This window comes from Pseudomonas saliphila, assembly GCF_008638345.1.
GTDB classification, from domain to species: Bacteria; Pseudomonadota; Gammaproteobacteria; order Pseudomonadales; family Pseudomonadaceae; genus Halopseudomonas; species Halopseudomonas saliphila.
Genome location: NZ_VTVA01000004.1, coordinates 37,962 through 54,925, shown reverse-complemented (window position 1 = coordinate 54,925; position 16,964 = coordinate 37,962). Strand labels below are relative to the sequence as shown.

19 protein-coding genes are annotated in these 16,964 nt (G+C 59.3%); 6 read left to right on the top strand and 13 right to left on the bottom strand.

The window, feature by feature from the left end; all coding sequences use genetic code 11:
• The first annotated feature begins 65 nt into the window (after nucleotides 1-65).
• Both FHK95_RS05830 and FHK95_RS05825 read left to right on the top strand, forming a co-directional pair.
• A complete protein-coding gene (locus tag FHK95_RS05830) occupies nucleotides 66-1,103 on the top strand; it encodes a Rieske 2Fe-2S domain-containing protein (protein WP_178114721.1) in 1,038 nt (345 codons plus the stop codon).
• Nucleotides 1,104-1,374: 271 nt separating this feature from the next.
• A complete protein-coding gene (locus FHK95_RS05825; RefSeq protein WP_150303656.1) occupies nucleotides 1,375-2,241 on the top strand; it encodes a cache domain-containing protein in 867 nt (288 codons plus the stop codon).
• A 42-nt stretch (nucleotides 2,242-2,283) separates the two neighbouring features.
• On the opposite strand, the gene FHK95_RS05820 is transcribed toward FHK95_RS05825, so the two are convergent.
• The 4 genes from FHK95_RS05820 to FHK95_RS05805 all read right to left on the bottom strand — a co-directional run bounded on the left by FHK95_RS05820 (nucleotide 2,284) and on the right by FHK95_RS05805 (nucleotide 6,208).
• Nucleotides 2,284-3,045 carry a sulfite exporter TauE/SafE family protein gene (locus FHK95_RS05820; RefSeq protein ID WP_150303655.1) on the bottom strand — a complete coding sequence of 254 codons (762 nt, stop codon included), beginning with the start codon at nucleotides 3,043-3,045 and terminating at the stop codon, nucleotides 2,284-2,286.
• A 40-nt stretch (nucleotides 3,046-3,085) separates the two neighbouring features.
• Nucleotides 3,086-3,778 (bottom strand): FadR/GntR family transcriptional regulator, encoded by a 693-nt coding sequence (locus FHK95_RS05815; RefSeq protein ID WP_150303654.1) that lies wholly within the window; start codon nucleotides 3,776-3,778, stop codon nucleotides 3,086-3,088.
• A gap of 403 nt (nucleotides 3,779-4,181) precedes the next feature.
• Nucleotides 4,182-5,540, bottom strand: a complete 1,359-nt coding sequence (locus FHK95_RS05810; RefSeq protein ID WP_150303653.1) for a heavy metal sensor histidine kinase — start codon at nucleotides 5,538-5,540, stop codon at nucleotides 4,182-4,184.
• Nucleotides 5,537-6,208, bottom strand: coding sequence for a heavy metal response regulator transcription factor (locus FHK95_RS05805; protein WP_150303652.1), 672 nt, complete (start codon nucleotides 6,206-6,208; stop codon nucleotides 5,537-5,539). Before FHK95_RS05805 ends, FHK95_RS05810 begins: the two co-directional genes overlap by 4 nt.
• 164 nt (nucleotides 6,209-6,372) lie before the next feature.
• Here FHK95_RS05805 and FHK95_RS05800 point away from each other — a divergent pair, with 164 nt between their 5' ends.
• From FHK95_RS05800 to FHK95_RS05785, 4 genes are all read left to right on the top strand, one after another.
• On the top strand, nucleotides 6,373-6,870 hold the full coding sequence (locus FHK95_RS05800; RefSeq protein WP_150303651.1) for a GlcG/HbpS family heme-binding protein: 498 nt from the start codon (nucleotides 6,373-6,375) through the stop codon (nucleotides 6,868-6,870).
• A 14-nt stretch (nucleotides 6,871-6,884) separates the two neighbouring features.
• A complete protein-coding gene (gene uraH / locus FHK95_RS05795; protein WP_150303650.1) occupies nucleotides 6,885-7,295 on the top strand; it encodes a hydroxyisourate hydrolase in 411 nt (136 codons plus the stop codon).
• 159 nt (nucleotides 7,296-7,454) lie between these two features.
• Nucleotides 7,455-8,000 (top strand): chalcone isomerase family protein, encoded by a 546-nt coding sequence (locus FHK95_RS05790; RefSeq protein WP_150303649.1) that lies wholly within the window; start codon nucleotides 7,455-7,457, stop codon nucleotides 7,998-8,000.
• A gap of 18 nt (nucleotides 8,001-8,018) precedes the next feature.
• Entirely contained in the window at nucleotides 8,019-8,543 is a 525-nt protein-coding gene (locus FHK95_RS05785) for a DUF3833 domain-containing protein (RefSeq protein WP_150303648.1), read from the top strand.
• Here the strand turns inward: FHK95_RS05785 and FHK95_RS05780 are convergent.
• Genes FHK95_RS05780 through FHK95_RS05740 form a run of 9 tightly spaced genes read right to left on the bottom strand, consistent with a single transcriptional unit; the run spans nucleotide 8,515 to nucleotide 16,825 of the window.
• Nucleotides 8,515-9,048, bottom strand: a complete 534-nt coding sequence (locus FHK95_RS05780) for a DUF2878 domain-containing protein (RefSeq protein WP_150303647.1) — start codon at nucleotides 9,046-9,048, stop codon at nucleotides 8,515-8,517. The genes FHK95_RS05785 and FHK95_RS05780 overlap by 29 nt on opposite strands.
• Complete coding sequence (locus FHK95_RS05775; RefSeq protein WP_150303646.1) at nucleotides 9,045-10,313, bottom strand: SAM-dependent methyltransferase; 1,269 nt, start codon at nucleotides 10,311-10,313, stop codon at nucleotides 9,045-9,047. The genes FHK95_RS05780 and FHK95_RS05775 overlap by 4 nt, the downstream gene beginning before the upstream one ends.
• Nucleotides 10,300-11,091: a DUF1365 domain-containing protein gene (locus FHK95_RS05770; protein WP_150303645.1), complete on the bottom strand. Its 792-nt coding sequence runs from the start codon at nucleotides 11,089-11,091 to the stop codon at nucleotides 10,300-10,302. Before FHK95_RS05770 ends, FHK95_RS05775 begins: the two co-directional genes overlap by 14 nt.
• Nucleotides 11,088-12,335, bottom strand: a complete 1,248-nt coding sequence (locus tag FHK95_RS05765; protein ID WP_150303644.1) for an NAD(P)/FAD-dependent oxidoreductase — start codon at nucleotides 12,333-12,335, stop codon at nucleotides 11,088-11,090. Before FHK95_RS05765 ends, FHK95_RS05770 begins: the two co-directional genes overlap by 4 nt.
• Nucleotides 12,332-13,093, bottom strand: a complete 762-nt coding sequence (locus tag FHK95_RS05760; RefSeq protein WP_150303643.1) for an SDR family NAD(P)-dependent oxidoreductase — start codon at nucleotides 13,091-13,093, stop codon at nucleotides 12,332-12,334. The genes FHK95_RS05765 and FHK95_RS05760 overlap by 4 nt, the downstream gene beginning before the upstream one ends.
• A complete protein-coding gene (locus FHK95_RS05755) occupies nucleotides 13,090-13,512 on the bottom strand; it encodes a nuclear transport factor 2 family protein (RefSeq protein WP_150303642.1) in 423 nt (140 codons plus the stop codon). The genes FHK95_RS05760 and FHK95_RS05755 overlap by 4 nt, the downstream gene beginning before the upstream one ends.
• Nucleotides 13,505-14,944: a deoxyribodipyrimidine photo-lyase gene (gene phrB, locus FHK95_RS05750; RefSeq protein WP_150303641.1), complete on the bottom strand. Its 1,440-nt coding sequence runs from the start codon at nucleotides 14,942-14,944 to the stop codon at nucleotides 13,505-13,507. Before phrB ends, FHK95_RS05755 begins: the two co-directional genes overlap by 8 nt.
• A 10-nt stretch (nucleotides 14,945-14,954) precedes the next feature.
• The gene (locus FHK95_RS05745) at nucleotides 14,955-15,866 is read right to left on the bottom strand and encodes a MerR family transcriptional regulator (protein ID WP_150303640.1); all 912 of its coding nucleotides are present in this window, start codon (nucleotides 15,864-15,866) and stop codon (nucleotides 14,955-14,957) included.
• Nucleotides 15,866-16,825 carry a YbgA family protein gene (locus FHK95_RS05740; protein WP_150303639.1) on the bottom strand — a complete coding sequence of 320 codons (960 nt, stop codon included), beginning with the start codon at nucleotides 16,823-16,825 and terminating at the stop codon, nucleotides 15,866-15,868. The genes FHK95_RS05745 and FHK95_RS05740 overlap by 1 nt, the downstream gene beginning before the upstream one ends.
• Between the last annotated feature and the right edge of the window lie 139 nt (nucleotides 16,826-16,964).

Sequence of the window (16,964 nt, the reverse complement as noted above, 5' to 3'; positions counted from 1 at the left end):
GCGACTATGTCCTACGTTGAATGTGGTTATACACGCCGCACATGAATTGAAGCGAGGACATGGACATGACACAAATGGTAGATATAAAAACAGTCCCAACCACAGCTGAATATCGCTATGGCCGTGGTTGGCATTGTCTTGGCGAAGCCGAGCAGTATCGTGACGGCCAGATCCATACACTGAATATCTTCGGGACGCGTTTGCTGGCCTTTGCGGCTGACGAAGGCAACATCAGCGTGCTTGATGCGCATTGCCCACACATGGGCGCTGACCTGTCTACCGGTGAGCTGGTAAATGGCCGTATCGTCTGCCCATTCCATCACTGGGAGTTCGAAGCCAGCGGTCGTTGCGCGGCGATCCCCTATTGCAAGCGTATACCTCCCAAAGCCAAAACACGGAAATGGCTGACCAAAGAAGTCAATCGTCTGCTGTTTGTCTGGAATAACCCTGAGGGCAAAGCGCCTGAAGAAGGGGTCGAAATCCCACACTTGCCTGAGATTGATAGCGACGAGTGGGATCATGATTGGCACCTCGACCTGATGATCATCGAAACCAACCCGCGCGAGCTGGTCGACAACCTGGCAGATGCGCAGCATTTCGGCCCGGTTCATGGCACGCCGACCAAATACTTTGCGAACGTCTTCGAAGGGCATATTGGCGAGCAGATATTCCACGGTGATTCAGAGCGTTTGGGCGGGGATCTGGTAGCCGAGTCGGCCTATTACGGTCCCGCTACACACTTCACCCGCATGCGCGCCGAATTCGATGGGATGACTGTCGAGAGCATACTGCTGAACTGCCACGTGCCCATTACGCCGGATAGCTTCGAACTGCGCTTCGGCGTGCTGGTGAAGAAAATCCCGGGTTGGAGCGAAGAGCAGAACCGGGAGTTGGCTCTGCAATATGTTCAACAGAACCGTGAGTCCTTCTATCAGGACGTGGATATCTGGAAAACCAAGGTGCGTATCGATAACCCGCTGCTCGCTGAAGGTGACGGCCCGGTGTATCAATTGCGTGAGTGGTATTCGCAGTTCTTCATGGACGAAGCAGACGTGCCTGCCGCACTGAAAGAGCGCCGCGAGATTGTTACGGTCGCCAAGTAAACACGTTATGGAACGTCTGGTCTGATCATTCACTGAACGATCAGCCGGACGTTCCGCTCACCTGGCGATGCTCAATTGCCGGGGCCTCCCATGACATCCTGTTCAGACCAATCCGCCTAGGTGTCTACCTTGCGCGGGCCAGTCCCCAGTTGCGCTCCGAAGCGCTCCACGCATTTGCATCCCGATCCTGCATATATCGTCCTTTTGGACGATGTTGGATGGCTACGATTATGGGCAAGCTGTCTGACAGGTTACCGACCAGGAGAATAAAATGAATAAGTGCTGGATGCTGTTGATCGGCCTATGCATCGTGTTTGGAACGTCAGCATCTGCTGATACTCAGCCTGACGACGCCCGCCGAGCGAAGGCGTTGCTTGAACGCGCGGTAGAGCATTACCGCGAAGAAGGTGATCGCGCGCTGGCAGCCTTCAGTCGACAGGGGGTCTTTCTTGAAGAGGACTTGTATGTTTTCGTGGTGGATGGCGAAGGGGTGATGCTCGCTAGCAGCGGTCCATCTCACGCCTTGATTGGTCGAAACATCAAGCCATTATTGGATGACAGGCTCAAACGCGACTTTGAAACTGTATTGTCGGAGTCCGAAGAAGGGATCCGCGAGGGCGAGTACCGTTGGGTGAATCGGAGCACGGGCAGGGTCGAGCGTAAGAAAGCTTTCTACCAGCGCGTCGGCGACCACATTCTGGCTGTTGGTTATTACCTCGGCAGGCCAGGTGAGGCAGAAGCGAAAGCGCTGTTGGAGCGTGTTACTGAGGACCTGAAAGAAAACCGCCACAAGACCCTTAATGCGATCAACTGGCTGGACCCTCGTTACATCCAGGACGAACTGTATGCTTTCGTTATCGACCTGCAGAGCAACCAATTCCTTGCCCACGGCTACGATCTGAATCTCATCGGCAAGGATTTTGTGTCCCTCAAAGACCGCACCGGCAAGCCCATCGGGCAGGACATGCTTGATCTGGTCGATGACCAGCCCGAAGCGCAATACGCCTATCAATGGCGTAATCCCGTCACCAGGAAGTATGAAACGAAGCAGGCTTACTTGCACCGTGAAGACGACCTGTTAATTGTAGTGGGGCATTATTCCAATCTTGATTCCGCTTCTGCGTCGCAGCCGAAGTAATCGATAAAACAGGCCACAACGGATAGGTTCAGGCTTAGGCGGTTAGCCCATAAAGAACAGGGTCGTCATGATGGCGCCGGTTACAATCACCACCGCGCGCACGACAGTGGGCGAGAGTCGCCGGGCTAACCGGGCCATCACGTAGCCCCCGATGCTCGCCGCTACCATCATCATGGTCGCTTCGTACCAGACAATGGCTCCGCCGAATGTGTAAACGCATACGGCAATGGCCGTTAACACGGAGGAGATCAGGTTTTTGAGCGCCTGCATCTGATTGATGCTGCGATGCCCCAGCATGCCAAACACGGCGAGCAGAAGGATGCCTAACCCGCCGTTAAAATATCCCCCGTAGACGCTTACAGCGGCCAGCGCTGAGCCTTGAGTGATTGAACCTGCCTCACCTGCGTTCTTGTTTTGGCCGAAGGCACGAAGCAGCCAGGGCGCCGCGGCAAACACAACCGTAGCGAGCAACAATAGCCAGGGGACGATGGCGCGGAACACCTCATCGGGCGTTGTAAGCAGCACGAATGCGCCCAAGGCTCCACCGAGAACACTCACTGCAATGACGATGCTCATGGTCAGAGCGGCGGGTGCTTTCAGGTCTTCCCGATAACCCCAGGTACTCGCAATGTAACCTGGTAGCAGGGCGAGTGTACCCGTGGCATTGGCGGCCACGACGGGTATCCCTGCATAGACCAATGCCGGAAACGTGAAAAAACTTCCGCCTCCGGCGATCGCGTTCAAGCCGCCGCCGAGGAATGAAGCGGCGAGCAACAAACACCACGTCAGAATAGTCTCTTCCACAATCCTTTATCCTTGTGAGACCACGACCGCATATCACCGGTCAGATTTTGTTGTGCACGGCGGTTGTTGCCACCAGCGCCGGAGTCAGCAGCTGACTAGCTGCTTCAGCGGCCTCGGCCGGAGACCCACGGCGAATGGCTTCATACACAGCTTCATGCGCCTCGTGGCTGGGTTCCGGTAAATGTTGGTCCCCTTCCGTGCGCGCAATGGTGTTCTGCAAGCCGCCCCAGAAGTACAGGTACATTTCCAGGAGCGTCGCATTGTGACCGGCCCGCACGACACTCAAATGAAACTGGGCATCCCGGTCGACAAAGGCTTCGAGGGAGGCATCGTCTGTCCAGGAGCCGCGCGCCCGCAGCGCGTCGCTAATGGCTTTCAGATCTTCATCGGAGCGCCGAAGCGCAGCCAGGCGTGCAGCTTCGACCTCTAATGCGCGCCGAACCTCCAGCTGGTCACGCAATGTTCCATCGGCCAGGCGGCGCACCAGTTCAGTGGGATCACGATCGGAGCGCACAAAGGTACCTGCCCCTTGACGCAATTCGAGTAGACCTGCGTGGACCAGAGCCCGTACCGCTTCGCGGACGGTATTCCTGCCCACACCCAGGGTTTTACTGAGACTGTCTTCGGTTGGGATACGCGTGCCGCACGGCCATTGGCCTTCCATCAACTGGGCACGCAGCTGGTCGATGACGCGTTCAACCAGCGTAGAGCGAGGAACGGGTTGTAATGACATGCACACCTCAAATTCATCCTATTGGTAAATCATAGGATGAATTACTAGCCGCGGGAAGCAGTAGTTTTGTGCATCGATGTGCGCTGGTTTGAAGTCAACCCAGAATCCCCATGGCGGTTCTGGGTCTGAACGATGATGGCGGGGCAAAAAGGTCTGGCTGCTGATCACTTATCCTGCTGATGAACTTGATGCAGGTCCTGCAGGCGGTGACTGCCGTCCTCGGCTTGGGCCAGAGTGCAGGTAAGAGCGGAAAGGGAAAACAGCATGGCGATTACAAATTTCATGGGTAATATCCTTGTTCAGTTATTAGCCGCGGCATAGGCCGCTGCTTGACCTGTACAGGATATGGGCTTGGCCCCGGCGCCAGCATGACGCGCTGATTACAAAACTGTCATGCATCGAGCTATGTCGGGAAATGCAATTCGAAACGCACGCCCGCGTCGATATTGGAGACCCTGACGGCTCCGCCGTGCAGACGCACGATCGCCTCGACGATAGCCAGGCCGAGGCCACCACTATCGCCCGGCAGGCTTCTTGAAGGGTCTGCCCGATAGAAGCGCTCGAACAATCTGGGCAGGTGTTCGTCTTCAATGCCTGGCCCCAGGTTATGAACGCTGATGATCGTGAGCGCGTTCTCCTGTCGACTCGCTATGCTGATCGTGCTGCCGGCGTCGGCGTAGCGCACTGCGTTGGCGATCAGATTGGCCAGGGCACGGGTGAGCATCTCGGGTTCCACCACAAGTGTGCCGCTGCACTGGTTGGCCAGTTCCAGCTGCTGATCCTCGGCCATCCCTTCGAAGTAATCACAGAGCCTCTCGGCGAGGGCGTGAAGGTCCGTTGGCTGGCGCGCGAGACTGTGCTTTGGCTGTACGCACCGCGCCAGAAACAGCAGGCTGTCGATCATCCGGGCCAGGCGCTCGAACTCCTCCAGGTTAGATTCCAGCAGCTGTTCGTACTGCTCAGCCGAACGGTGCCGGCTAAGCGATTGTTGGGTCTGGCCGATGAGATTGTTGAGCGGTGTGCGCATCTCGTGTGCCAGATCGCCGGAGAACCGTGAAAGTTGGTCGAAGCCTTCCTCCAATCTTTCCAGCGCCTGATTGAAACTCTGCACCAGCGAATCGAGCTCGTTGTAGCGGCTAGCCGTGTGTAATCGCAGGTACAGATGCTCGCTATCGATTGACGCTGCCTGCTGCGCAAGGCGCCGCAGAGGCAGCAAGCCGCGCTGGCTGATCCAGAAACCCAGCAGAAACGCCAGCAGGCTGCCAACACTCAGCACGGCGATCAGGTTCGACCGATACGCTGCGAGCATCAGTTGCCGCTCGGTCAGTAGATGGCCGGCGATCAGGGTCAGGGATCTCTCATTGACCTCAAGTTGCTGGGTGACCAGGCGATAGGTTTCGGCCTGGTCCTGGTGAAAGACAGGTTCTCGAGTGGCTGGCAGCTGTGGCATTACCAGCTCAGCCGGGTTGATGCTGACCAGCGTGCGACCGCTGTCGTCCAGTACCCAGAGAAAATGCTGCGTATTACCAAGCATGTTGGCATACAGCTCTGGCCGGTCGCTCGGAGCATCGAGGTCCGGGCTGTTCTCCAGCAGCAGCTGTACCCGCTCAAGGCGCCCGAGCAATGCCTGATCGTCCCGCCAGGCGATTTCGCGCTGCAACGACTGGTAGAGATAGACACCAATGGTGCCGAGCAGCAACGTACCCACAAGGGCAAAAGCCAGGCCTAGCCGCAAACTCAGCGAATGCATCAGATTGCTCACGCCGAGCCATCCAGTTTGTAGCCCATGCCTCGAACGGTATGCACCAGCTTGTGCTGGAAGGGGTCGTCCACCTTCGCCCGCAACCGCCTGATAGCTACGTCGACGACGTTGGTGTCGCTGTCAAAATTGATATTCCATACCACCGAAGCGATGCGGCTGCGGGACATGACTTCGCCGGGATGGCTGATCAACAGCTGCAACAAGGCGAATTCCTTGTTGGTCAGGGCGATGCGTTGGCCAGTCCGGCTCACCTGTCGCCGCAGGACATCCACTTCCAGGTCGTGCAGCGTGTAATGCTCGCTATCTCGCAGGGGGGCTCGGCGCAGCAGGCTGCGCACACGGGCGAGCAGTTCGGAATAGGAGAAGGGCTTGACCAGATAATCGTCTGCACCCAGTTCCAGACCTTTGACGCGGTCTTCAACGCTGTCGCGTGCGGTGAGGAACAGGACGGGCGTCTGGCCGCGCATGCGGATCAGTTTGAGCAGCTGCCAGCCATCCATGCCGGGCAACATGACGTCGAGGATGATCAGATCAAAGGTTTCTTCCTCGATCAGATGGCGTGCGTCCAGCCCCTCGAAAGCCACCGCCACCTGGTAACCGGATTCCCCCAGGCCTTTCTGCAGGTACTCGGCGGCCTTGCGTTCGTCTTCAACAACCAGAATGCGCATATTTATCTCCAGGGATATCGCGCCAGATTAGAGCTAAACCCGCGAGCTGCCCATTACAAATACGTAATGAAAAGGCAACGCTACTGACGGTTCCGGGGCAGCAGTATGCAGGGGTATCCACATAGACCAATGCAACTACTCATGCATCCCCAGGAGAGACCTCAATGCTGCATCGACTTTCCCTTATAACGCTGTTCATCGGCAGTCTGGCGGCAGGTGCCGCGCAGGCCAGTACTGAAGGCGTAGCGGACAGAAAAGACCTGACCCTGGCGCTCGGTAAGAAACTGGCAGATGCCACCATGAGTGCCTGTCATGCCCAGGATCGAACCGCTGTCGTAGCGGTTGTCGACCGCTCAGGTCACTTAATGGTGCTGCAGCGTGATGACAATGTCGGCCCGCACAATACTCTGGCAGCCCAGCGCAAGGCCTTCACGGCACTGTCAACCAAGACCGCAACCAGTGTGCTCGCCGAGCGCGCCCAGAACGACTCCAGTGCGACCAATCTCACCACCCTTGATGAACTGCTGCTGCTCGGCGGCGGCGTTCCAGTGCTGATCGACGGTCAGGTAGTGGGCGCGCTCGGCGTGGCAGGCGCTGGCGGCTCCAGCATTGACGAGGGTTGCGCTCAAAGCGCAATCGACCAGTTAACCCAACCTGAATGAACGAGAAAAATACCATGACACTTATCTCCCGCTGCAGCCTGGCGCTGCTTTTCAGTAGTGTTGCAGGCGTTACTCTGGCTGCGGACAACCCACTTAGCGTGCACGTGCTCAACCTCGAAAGCGGGTTGCCTTCATCAGAGGTCCGGGTAACGCTGGAGCACCTCGAGCCGAACGGCTGGCAACATCTGAACGAGGCTGTGACCAATCAGCAGGGACGCATCACTGATCTGTTCCCCAAGGGAAAAGACTTGCAGAGCGGAACCTATAAGGTGACCTTCAAGACCGGGGACTGGTTTGCTCAGCAGCAAGCACAAACCTTTTTCCCGGAAGTTCCGGTGATCTTCGAGGTTGACGGCGCGGTGGATCACTACCATATACCGCTATTGCTCAGCCCCTACGGTTACTCAACCTATCGCGGCAACTGACCCGGATAGTTGATTCGTCCACAAGCGACGGGTTCTGTTTGCTCCATTGCCCCAATACGGTTGTTTTGGGGCAGTTTTGTGGCAGGTGTACAAATTACCTGTACAAATATATAAACTCGTATAGATTTATAGGTATACCCCTCACAAATCACAACGCCCATGCACGCATTTCGCCAGCTTCGCTACATTCTCTTTGTTTCCCTGATTCTTCTGAGCGCTGGGGTGCACGCCGGTTGGCGTGAGACTTTGCCAGACGCACAGTTGATTGGCGGCGGAGAGCTGCGTTTCTTCGGTTTCTCGGTTTATAGCGCGCAATTCTGGAGTCAGGGCGAGGCATCCGGCGCGCCACTGGAACAGGCCGAGCCCTTTGCGCTGGAGCTGACCTACCAGCGCTCGATCAGCCGGGAGGATCTGGTGGCCGCCAGCCTGAAGGAAATTCGCCGGTTGGCGGTCAAGCCGCTGTCCGCCGCGCAGCTTGCCGGGTGGGAGAGGGAGATGATGAGGGCATTTGTTGATGTGCGGTCCGGTGACCGGATCACCGGGGTATACCAGCCAGGAGAGGGTGCACGATTCTACGTCGACGATACCTTGCAGCATCGGGTCGCTGACGAGGCCTTCGCTCGAGCGTTCTTCTCCATCTGGCTGGATCCGCGCACGCGTAATCCTGAGCTGCGATCGCGCTTGCTGGGCGCAGCCAAATCCTGACACCTTGAGGAATATCCCATGTTGAGAGCCCTGTTATTAGTGCTGTGCGTCAGTCTGGCCAGTTGCAGCCAGGTGGATGTAAATACCTACAGCGAGGCGTCGCCGAAGCTGGATCTGCGTGAGTTCTTCGAAGGCCGTGTGGAAGCCTGGGGCATGTTCCAGAAGCGCTCGGGTGAAGTGGTCAGGCGCTTTCATGTGGCAATCGAGGGTTATTCCGAGGGCGATGCCTTGATCCTCGATGAATCCTTCACCTACGACGACGGCAGTACCCAGAAGCGGATATGGACCCTGACGCCACAAGGCGCTGACCAATGGAGCGGCACCGCCGACGACGTAGTGGGTGAGGCGCAGGGCGAGGTCTCGGGTAATACCTTTCGCTGGCAGTATGTGCTGAGCTTGCCGGTGGGTGACGATGTCTACGACGTCCACCTGGATGACTGGATGTACCTGATCGACGAGAACACCATGGCCAATCGCTCGTTCATGACCAAGTTTGGCGTCGAGGTGGGGCAGATCACTCTGTTCTTCCGCAAGCAGGAGTGAGGCGGTCGGGTTCGCGGTCCACGAGCCAGTGCAACGCCGGCAACAGTAGCGCCCATATGCCTGCGAGCAGCAGCATACTGGGCCACAGCCCCAACGGTAACCCAACGCCCGCCAGCTTGGCCCCGCCAAGATAGGACAGCGGTCCGCCAATGGCGCCCAACAGGCTGCCCAGCCACCAGGGCCGCTTCGTCCAGCTCAGGCTATGACGCAAGGTGCTGGCGAACAGTAACCAGAGCGTTGCCAGCCACAGGGGTAGCACCACACTGCTGGTAGAAAATTCGAATACCCCGAGGTGCAGCAGGGCGGTGTCCAGTACCCAGCCGCATACCGCAACACGCACCAGCGCGCGCCACTCATCGAAGTCATTGGTGACCCCGAGCAGATGCACGGCCAGGCAGGTAAAGGCGATCAACAGCATCCATGGCTGCTGATCGCTGAGCACGCAGGCGAACCAGCCGAGCTGGAATAACCCGGCATTGAGAAGCAGTCGGCTGCGGCTGCTCACGCTGACAGGCCAAAGGGTTCTGGCCGGGCACCGGGTTTGGCGAGCAACAGATGCGCGGTGCCGATGCTGCGCTCAAGGAAGCCGCCTTCGCAGTAGCACAGATAGAACTCCCATAGCCGGAAGAAATCCTGATCGTACCCAAGCGCTTCCAGGCTGTGCCGCGTGCGGCGCAGATTGTCGTGCCACAGGCGGAGCGTGCGCGCATAGTGCAGGCCGAAATCTTCCATGTGGTGCAAGTTCATGTCGGTGTCGCGATTAACGATCTCCAGCATGGTGCTGACCGAGGGCAGGGCGCCGCCGGGGAAGATATAGCGCTGGATAAAGTCGACGGATTTTTTCGCCTGTTCATAACGCTGGTCTTTGATGGTGATGGCCTGCAATAACATCAGGCCGTCGTCCTTGAGCAGCTGGGCGCATTGTTTGAAGTAGGTCGGCAGGAATCGATGACCTACCGCCTCGATCATCTCGATCGATACCAGCTTGTCGTAGGTGCCGGTCAGGTCGCGGTAGTCTTCCAGCAACAGGGTGATGCGATCCTGCAAACCCTGCTCTTCAATTCGTTTCTGGGTATAGGCGAACTGTTCGCGCGACAGCGTGGTGGTCGTCACCTTGCAGCCATAATGCGTGGCGGCGTACAGCGCCATGCTGCCCCAACCAGTGCCGATCTCCAGCAGATGATCGCTGGGTTTGAGTTCGAGCTTCTGACAGATGCGCTCCAGCTTGTGCAGCTGCCCCTGTTCCAGGCTGTCAGTCTCGGAGCGGAACATCGCGGCGGAATACATCATGCTTGGATCGAGCAGATGCTCGAACAGCGCATTGCCCAGGTCATAGTGCGCAGCGATGTTGCGCCTGGAGCCATCGAGCGTATTGCGGTTGAACCAGTGCAGGCCCTTGACCAGGGGGCGGCGCAGGCGCGCCAGGCCGCCTTCCATACCATCAAGCACGTCAATATTGGCGACAAAGATGCGGATCACGGCGGTAAGATCCGGGCTGGTCCAGTGGCCGTGAATATAGGCCTCCCCTGCGCCAATGGATCCAGTACTCGCCACCATGGACCACATGGCCGCGCTGTGCACTTCGATCTCGCCGTACAGTGCTGCGCCTGCCAACCCGAAACAGAGCCGTTCCCCATCTACGGTGATTGTCAGCTGTCCGTGTTGCAGGTGTTCCAGCTGACGCAGCACCATCTTTTTCAGCAGCCGCGCTGCAACGCCGGGGGAAGTCGAGCCACAGGCGGACGTAGGGTTCAGGCTAGGGTTTGTCATGGCGAGACTCCAGATGTGCGGTGCGGTGTTCACCGTCGGCAGCGTCGTGGGGGAGAATAGGCAGGCGTTTCAGTAGCAGGCGCAGGGCCTGCCAATAGATGCCGACCAGGGTTTTGCCGGTCATCCAGGGAAAGGTCAGCAAGTGGCGGTGCAGGCTGTGGCGTGTCAGCTCGATGCGCTCCAGTGCCAGTCCGGCCTGAAAAAACATCTGCTCGCTCTGCCAGTCCTGCATGGATACCTGCAGCTGGTGGCCCGGCGCGGTGAAACGCATGCGGTACTCCATGTCACGGGGCATGAAGGGTGATACATGAAAACTTTTTGCCACTCGATGACGCGACTCGCCTGAGGGGTTTGTCGGCAGCACATAGTGATAGCGCTCGCGCCAGGGGGTGTTGCTGACTTCGCAGAGGATCGCGGCAAGGGCGCCGCCAGCTTCAAAGCAGTAGAAGATGCTGATCGGGTTGAAGCTCAGGCCCCAGCTGCGAGGTTGAGTCAGCAGGCAAATGCGCCCCGCAGGAGTGTGGCCCAGGGCCTCTACCACGAGCTGGCGGACGGCGTCACTCAGTGGCACGCCCTGACGAGTGGCGTGCGGCAGGTAGTCGGTCTCGCGGAAGGCGAACGCGGCCCAGCGCGAACGTCCGGCCAGCGGCGACAGACTCAATACCTGTGCTTGCTCCGCCAGATCCAGATACAGCATGCCCATGCGGTAGCGAAAGCCATGAACACGCGGCAGCAGACGTTGGTGGCTGACCCAGCCGTGGTACAGGGCGCTGTTCATAGCTGCTCTCCGAACTCTGCCGCCACGCGCAGGGCGCTCAGCACGCCATCTTCGTGGAAACCGTTGGCCCAGTAGGCGCCGCAGTAGTAGCTGTGCTGTTGGCCTTGCAGTTCCGGCCAGCGCGCCTGAGCCGCAATACCCGCAAGGCTGTATTGCGGGTGGGCATAGCGGAAGCGGCCAAGAATCAGGGCCGGGTCTATTGCAGCGGTCTGATTCAGGCTGACGCAGAAGGTCGTGTCGCTCTGGATGCCCTGCAGGATATTCATGTTGTAGGTGACGGCGGCCGGTCGCTCCGCACTGCCGCCAAGGCGGTAGTTCCAGCTGGCCCAGGCCAAGGGGCGGTCGGGTAACAGCCGTGTATCGGTGTGCAGGACCACATCATTTTCGGCATAGCGCAATGCGCGCAGCACTTGCTGTTCGGGCTGGCTGGGCTCTGCCAGCAAGCGCAGCGCCTGGTCGCTGTGACAGGCGAACACGACGCGATCGAAGTGTTCACTGCCTGCACTGCTGTGCAGCGTCACCCCTGCGGCGTCCCGCTCCACGCGCTCGACCGGACAGTTCAAGCGGATTTTGTCTTCGAAACCTGCAATCAGCGGGGCTATATAACGGCGTGAGCCGCCGCTGACCACACGCCATTGCGGACGATTGCTGACCGACAGCAAGCCGTGGTTCCTGCAGAAGCGCACGAAGAACTGCAAGGGGAAGCCCAGCATGTCGGCCAGTGACATTGACCAGATGGCTGAGCCCATCGGCACGATGTAATGATCGATGAAGCGCTGACCGTAGCCGTTGCGCTTGAGGTAGGCACCCAGCGTTGTCTCCGCGGGGATACGTTGTGCATCCATATCGCGCAGCACTTCGTGGTTGAAGCGCATGATATCGCGCAGCATGCCCCAGAACGCCGGCGACAGCAGGTTGCGCCGTTGCGCGAAGAGGGTATTGAGCGTGTTGCCGTTGTATTCGACGCCGCTCAGCGGATCGCGCACGGAAAAGCTCATTTCGGTCGGCTGCGAAGGCACGCCCAGCTGATCGAGCAGTTTGATGAAGTGCGGGTAGGTCCAGTCGTTGAAAACGATAAAGCCCGTGTCGATGGCATGGCGCTCGCCGTTCAATTCCACATCCACGGTGTGGGTATGACCACCGACCCAGTCGCTTGCTTCGAACAGGGTTATATCGTGACGGCGGTTGAGTAGGTAGGCGCAGGTCAGCCCCGAGATACCGCTGCCGATGATGGCGACTTTCATGAGGATTCGTCCTTGTTGGGGCGGGCCATGCGTGCGCCCAGCGCCAGTTGCAGCCGCTGTGGCAATCTGGCCATCAGCCGCAACGCAGCGATAAACGGGCCGGGAAAGGCAATGTCCAGTGGGCGGCGATCAAGCCGCTGGACGATGTGGGCAGCGGCCTTGTCGACCGGCCAGCGCATCGGCATCGGGAAGTCGTTCTGTTGCGTAAGCGGTGTATCCACGAAACCCGGGCTGACCAGGGTGACGTCGATGCCCTCATGCGCCAGATCAATACGCAGCGATTGCATCAGGTAGCGCATGGCAGCCTTCGAGGCGCCGTATGCCTCCGCGCGGGGCAACGGCAGATAGGTCACCGAGCTGCTTACGGCTACCAGATGCGGGTGATCCGCGCGGCGCAGCAGCGGTAGGGCCGCCTCGATGCAGTAGGCCGCGGAGAACAGGTTGGCGCGCATTACCCGTTCGATCATGTCCGCTTCAAAGGACTGGGCGTCGAGGTATTCGCAGGTGCCGGCGTTGAGGATGACCTGGTCCAGTGCGCCCCAGGCCTGCTGAATCTGTGCGCCCATATCGCGGACCTGAGCCGGGTCGGTCAGATCACCGGGCAACAGCAATACCTGGTGCGGATACGCGGCGTGCAGTGTCCCGAGCGCCTGGGCATTACGCGCACTGACCGCCAGGTGATGTCCCTGGGCTAGCAACAGCTGGGCCATAGCAGCGCCGATGCCGCTACTGGCGCCGGTGAGCCATATACGTTTCATGCCAGTCGTCCTTTCAGCCAGCCGATTGCCGGCCCCATCAGCGGCAGATGCTCATAGAGCAGCGCGCCGGCGTCGAAATAGTCCCGGTGCTGGTAAACCTTGTCGCGCCATAACAGGTGCGAGCAGCCCTCGACCTCTATGTGCTTGCCGCGGCGCAGGCGCGGGTGCGAGTAACGCATCGTCCAGCGCAGGTAGCCGGCGCCATCCTCTATCTCGTCGAAGCCATGAAACTGGAAATCAAGCTCGCTGACGTTGGCGTACAGCTCGGAGAAGTACGCCTGCAGCGCTGGCAGACCGTGGATGGCGTGCAGCGGATCGCGAAACTGAATGTCATCGCTGTACAGCTCCCCGAGCCGATGCAGATTGCTGGCGTTGAGCCCTGCGAAATCGTCAGCGAAACGATGAAGGAAATCAGACATGGGGTACCTCCGCGGAAGACAGATTCCTGAATGCGTTCAACGCCCGTTGACGGCTTTCGGCCAGGTCAACCATCGGCTGCGGATAATCAGCCACGCCGAACAAATCTCCGGATGAGCCGGGGTCATGAATGCTGCGGTTGTCCAGTTCGGCCAGTTCCGGCAGCCAGTAACGAATGAAGCGACCGTCTGGATCGAATCGGCGTGATTGGGTCACCGGATTGAACAGGCGGAACCAGGGCACGGCGTCCGTGCCGGTGGAGGCGCTCCATTGCCAGCCGCCGTTGTTGGCAGCCAGATCACCGTCGATCAGATGGCGCATGAAGAAGCGTTCGCCCTCGCGCCAATCGATCAACAGGTTCTTGGTGAGGAACATCGCCACCACCATGCGCAGGCGGTTGTGCATCCAGCCGGTGGCCAGCAGTTGCCGCATGGCGGCGTCGATCAGCGGAAACCCGGTGCGCCCCTGTTGCCAGGCGGCCAGCTCCTGCGGGTCGTGGCGCCAGGGGAGGGCTTCGGTTGCCGCGCGAAATGCCTTATGGCGTGACACCTGCGGATACCCGACCACGATGTGTTTGTAGAATTCGCGCCACAGCAGCTCATTGATCCAGGTGACGGCGCCAGCGCTGCCGGTCTCGAACTCCCCGCGGTTGCTGCGCAGCGCCGCATGCAGACATTGCCGTGGGGACAGCACGCCCGCCGCCAGGTAGGCCGAGATCTGGCTGGTCCCGGGTTTGGCGGGAAGGTCGCGGTCGCGCTTGTAGTCGTCCAGCTGTTCCGTCGCGAAACGCTCCAGACGCTCACAGGCTTCGTCTTCACCGGCTGGCCACAACGCCTGCAAGGCTCCATCCGGTGTTTCGAAACCCTGGACACTGGTCGGAATCGGGTCGCTGGGAAGGCCGAGGTGGCTTTGCGCTGAAGGCAGGCCAACGCTCGCCGGCGGCGCGGTATTCAGGCGTTGGTAGCAGACCTTGCGGAACTGGCTATAGACCTGAAAATAGCTCCCCGTGCGGGTCAGAATGCTGCCCGGCTGAAACAGCAGTTGATCGAGATGGCTGTGGAATGCGACCCCTGAAGCATCCAGTCGGGAGGCTACATCCCGATCACGCTGGGCCTCATTCAGCCCGTATTCGGCATTCACCTGAACGCTGTTAATCGACTGCTCATGGCACAACGCAGCCAGCACGTCGGGCGCATCGGCCCAATACTCGGCATGCCGGATCAGCAGCGGCACGTTCAGCCTATGCAGCTCGCGCTGCAGTGCCGCCAGATTGCGCAGCCAGAAGTCGACCTTGCAGGGGGCATCATCGTGCGTCTGCCACTGGCCGGGGCTTATCAGAAACACCGCGAGCGTTGGGCCCGCCTGCATGGCAGCCGACAGGGCGGTGTTGTCTTGAACCCGCAGGTCGTTGCGAAACCAGATCAATTGGCGCATGTAAATGTCCTTATTCGGCATCAGGCAGGTCGAGCTGCTGCAGACAGTGCAGGGCAGCTAACGGGGTTTCTGCGAGGGGCAGGGCGGGTAGCGTCTCGATTAGGTCCTGATGAATGCTGACCGATCGCCCGCAGAGCAATAGCGGGCACTGGATGGCGTCGAGCGAGCGCGTCAGATGGGCAGGGTCGATGCATTGATCGCTGAATAGCAGCAGGGCGCGGGGGCTGATGTGTTCCATTGTCAGCGCCAGATCCTCCGCCGGAATGGGCCACTCAAGCACCCGCACCGGATAGCCTGCATTGCTGGCCAGCCAGGCACATAGCCAGAGACCGGGTTCCATGGGGCGATCCGAGAGGTTCAGCATCAGCAGGGGAGTGCCAGTTAACAGCCGGTTGCCGTGGTAAATACGCACACTGAGCTTGTTGCGTAACCAGGACAGGAAAAACACCTGCTCAACCCGGGCGCTGGCCTGCGCGCTCCAGCGCGATTGCAGGTGGGTCAACAGCGGCGACAGCAGGTGCTCACACAGGGTCTCGGATGGATAGAGAGCCAACGCCTGGTTGAACACCTCGTCCAGTTGGCGTTCGGCGAGCCGTTCAATGCAGGCAAGCCATTCAAGCAGTTGCTCATCCCATAATGAATTGACAGGCTCCGCCTGCGCCGGTGAGCCCTGCAGCAGGCGCTTGACCTGACCAACCGCTACGCCGCGTTGCAGCCAGCCGAGCACTTCGCGAATCTGGGCAATGTGCTCGGCGCTGTAGAGACGATGGCCCTTGAGTGTACGTTGGGGCTGAATCAGCCCATAACGACGCTCCCAGGCGCGCAAGGTCACCGGATTAACCCCGGTTTGCCGAGCGACCTCGCGGATCGGCAGCAGCTCCTCGGTCGACTCCGGTTCGCTGCCTGGCGTGCTGTGTGTCATCACAGTGCATTCCGCAGGCTGAGGTCTTCGGGGTGCGGCTGCAGGTATGCCTGGTGATCAATGTATCTGTCTGGATGTCGGCGGAAATGGTGTTTGATCATGGTGATCGGCACGACCAAGGGCACGATGCCCGTACGGTACTGTTCGATCAGGTGCTGCAGCTCCTGCTTTTCGGGCGAGCTCAAGGCGCGCTTGAGATAGCCGGACAGGTGCTGCAGTACATTGCTGTGGCTACCGCGGCTGGCCGGCTGTTTCAGAGCGGCCATCAGCTGGCTGAAGTATCGCGGTGCAAATTCCTCTAGCGGTATGCCCGCGCTTTGCGCGACCTCGCGCCCGAGTTGCCGGTATTGCTCGCGGCAGGTGGCCATGAGCTGATACTTGTACCGCTCGTGGAAGGTGATCAGTGCCCCGCGTGTCAGGCCTGCGCGCTGCAATCGCTGCCATTCGGCGTAGGCGAATACGCGGGTAATAAAATTCTCGCGAAGTACCGGGTCATTCAGCCGCCCGTCTTCTTCCACTGGCAGATCAGGACGGGCGCGCATCAATGCTGCGGCAAACAGTCCACGACCGCCGCCTGCAGCAGGTTGGCCGTTATCCTGATAAACCTTGACCCGCCCCATGCCGCAGGAGGGTGACTTCTGCATCAGTATGTAACCGCAGATATCGTCCAGTTGTTCGGCAGTCTGTTCGCCGAAGGCAGTCAGCGCGTCGGTCACGTTCAGCTCAGGATGTACACTGCCTACCGCCTGCGGATTGCTGGGGTCGCCGATCAGGCGAATTGGCTCGCGTGGGGTGGGCAGGCCTATTGCCTGTTCCGGGCAGAGGGCAACGAACTCGAAATGACGAGCCAGTACCTCGCTACACAGCCGGGATTCCTTGTGGCCGCCGTTGTAGCGCACGGATTGTCCTAACAGGCAGGCGCTGATGCCAATCTTGATGGTGTCGAGGGTAACGGCCATGGGGTATGCTCCTTGTACGGGCTGCGTATCTTGTACAGCTTTATCAAAGAGTACGGTTTATATTGTACAAGTCAAGTATGTTGTATAAGGATACGTACAGGTTTTGACGCGTATGTATCGGCGTCCGACCCCATGTCTA

What these genes read in the sequence shown, in the direction of transcription:
- FHK95_RS05800 (WP_150303651.1), top strand. Translation starts at nt 6,373, where the DNA reads ATGCTGCATCGACTTTCCCTTATAACGCTGTTCATCGGCAGTCTGGCG.
- FHK95_RS05775 (WP_150303646.1), bottom strand. Translation starts at nt 10,313, where the DNA reads ATGACAAACCCTAGCCTGAACCCTACGTCCGCCTGTGGCTCGACTTCC.
- FHK95_RS05815 (WP_150303654.1), bottom strand. Translation starts at nt 3,778, where the DNA reads ATGTCATTACAACCCGTTCCTCGCTCTACGCTGGTTGAACGCGTCATC.
- FHK95_RS05755 (WP_150303642.1), bottom strand. Translation starts at nt 13,512, where the DNA reads ATGTCTGATTTCCTTCATCGTTTCGCTGACGATTTCGCAGGGCTCAAC.
- FHK95_RS05805 (WP_150303652.1), bottom strand. Translation starts at nt 6,208, where the DNA reads ATGCGCATTCTGGTTGTTGAAGACGAACGCAAGGCCGCCGAGTACCTG.
- FHK95_RS05740 (WP_150303639.1), bottom strand. Translation starts at nt 16,825, where the DNA reads ATGGCCGTTACCCTCGACACCATCAAGATTGGCATCAGCGCCTGCCTG.
- FHK95_RS05760 (WP_150303643.1), bottom strand. Translation starts at nt 13,093, where the DNA reads ATGAAACGTATATGGCTCACCGGCGCCAGTAGCGGCATCGGCGCTGCT.
- uraH (WP_150303650.1), top strand. Translation starts at nt 6,885, where the DNA reads ATGACACTTATCTCCCGCTGCAGCCTGGCGCTGCTTTTCAGTAGTGTT.
- FHK95_RS05790 (WP_150303649.1), top strand. Translation starts at nt 7,455, where the DNA reads ATGCACGCATTTCGCCAGCTTCGCTACATTCTCTTTGTTTCCCTGATT.
- phrB (WP_150303641.1), bottom strand. Translation starts at nt 14,944, where the DNA reads ATGCGCCAATTGATCTGGTTTCGCAACGACCTGCGGGTTCAAGACAAC.
- FHK95_RS05770 (WP_150303645.1), bottom strand. Translation starts at nt 11,091, where the DNA reads ATGAACAGCGCCCTGTACCACGGCTGGGTCAGCCACCAACGTCTGCTG.
- FHK95_RS05785 (WP_150303648.1), top strand. Translation starts at nt 8,019, where the DNA reads ATGTTGAGAGCCCTGTTATTAGTGCTGTGCGTCAGTCTGGCCAGTTGC.
- FHK95_RS05745 (WP_150303640.1), bottom strand. Translation starts at nt 15,866, where the DNA reads ATGACACACAGCACGCCAGGCAGCGAACCGGAGTCGACCGAGGAGCTG.
- FHK95_RS05830 (WP_178114721.1), top strand. Translation starts at nt 66, where the DNA reads ATGACACAAATGGTAGATATAAAAACAGTCCCAACCACAGCTGAATAT.
- FHK95_RS05765 (WP_150303644.1), bottom strand. Translation starts at nt 12,335, where the DNA reads ATGAAAGTCGCCATCATCGGCAGCGGTATCTCGGGGCTGACCTGCGCC.
- FHK95_RS05825 (WP_150303656.1), top strand. Translation starts at nt 1,375, where the DNA reads ATGAATAAGTGCTGGATGCTGTTGATCGGCCTATGCATCGTGTTTGGA.